A 1,105-nucleotide genomic window follows, 5' to 3' on the forward strand; every position below is an offset into this window, starting at 1 on the left:
TGGCGGACAGGTCAATTTGCCGATTTTGACAGAAAAAATTTTACATCTGCTGACTGAGCAAGGCTATAAAAGAGGAATGTATCCTTTAGAAAATAATAACCAGCTATTTATTACCAGTGGTATTGGCATGGTAGGGCTGCCCTTACGTTTTGCAATGCCACCAACGATTGATATTTTACGTTTTGAGTAAAGGTGTTTTATGAGCCAAGCTGATGGTCGTTTAATTAAGCCAGAAACATTGACCTTGTTACGAAACACCATTTTAGAATGTTTTGCCCAAGGGCAATTTCATCAAGTGGGTATTCGTGAAATTTGTCAAAAAGCACGAGTTAGCCCTCAAACCGTTTATAAATATTTTGGCAATAAAGAAAGTTTATTAACGGCTTGTATAGAACAGGATATGTTGGAGTTAAGCCAGCTTATGGCCGCCGCAGCAGAAACTAGCACCGATCCTTTGTTGCGCTTAAACGCCGTGACAGAAGCTTTTTTTAGCTTTTATGCTACTCGGCCACGGGTAGCAGCATTAATTTATTTAAATGTGCCTTTAGCACATTGGGCGCATCAAATGTCTTTAGGTCAACAACGGGCTATTAGTGTGTTGCATGAGGTCTTTAGTCATGCACAACAACAAGACATGATTGCCAATTGGGCTAATATTAAATTATTGGTGGAGATGTGTGCAGGTTCAGTACAGCGTATTGTCGTCGGGTGGTTGGCTGAAGGTTGCCCTGATGATTTATTGGCACGTGGTCGAATGGTGATGCAAGTGATTTGGCAAGGGGTTAGTGTCAGGGAGTAAGCGCATCCTTGCGCTCGGTATCGTTAAAAGTTTAACTGACCTGCAACGGCATAATGATCAGATAAATCATGTTTTAACCAAACCGCAGGACTTAAACCACGATAAATACGTACGGTATTGGTATTGCTACCTTGGCGATAACGTTTATCAATCAAGACATAATCTAAGTATTCTTGGGTCTCTGTCGCATAGCTATTGGTTTGTGGGTCATAGGTAAACGGATGACCTACATACAGGGGCGCATCTGCATTTAAAATGCTTAACATTTGTGTGTAGTCAGTAGTTGTTGAAGCTGGGCTAAATATT

At 41.1% G+C, this 1,105-nt stretch carries 2 protein-coding genes and 1 pseudogene; 2 read left to right on the top strand and 1 reads right to left on the bottom strand.

Going from position 1 to position 1,105, the window contains the following annotated elements; all coding sequences use genetic code 11:
- Together Q0212_RS14485 and Q0212_RS14490 are read left to right on the top strand one after the other, a co-directional pair.
- A pseudogene (locus Q0212_RS14485) lies at positions 1-190 on the top strand (phosphohydrolase); the annotation flags it as partial.
- Positions 191-199: 9 nt separating this feature from the next.
- On the top strand, positions 200-799 hold the full coding sequence (locus tag Q0212_RS14490; RefSeq protein ID WP_297926801.1) for a TetR/AcrR family transcriptional regulator: 600 nt from the start codon (positions 200-202) through the stop codon (positions 797-799).
- Positions 800-822: 23 nt separating this feature from the next.
- Here the strand turns inward: Q0212_RS14490 and Q0212_RS14495 are convergent.
- A partial coding sequence (locus Q0212_RS14495; RefSeq protein WP_297926804.1) for a hypothetical protein occupies positions 823-1,105 on the bottom strand: 283 nt, incomplete at its 5' end.

It is taken from the genome of uncultured Agitococcus sp. (assembly GCF_937920075.1).
Classification (GTDB): Bacteria; Pseudomonadota; Gammaproteobacteria; order Pseudomonadales; family Moraxellaceae; genus Agitococcus.

Bases quoted from the DNA above. Each gene is read 5' to 3' on its own strand.
- Q0212_RS14490 (WP_297926801.1), top strand. From the start codon at position 200: ATGAGCCAAGCTGATGGTCGTTTAATTAAGCCAGAAACATTGACCTTG.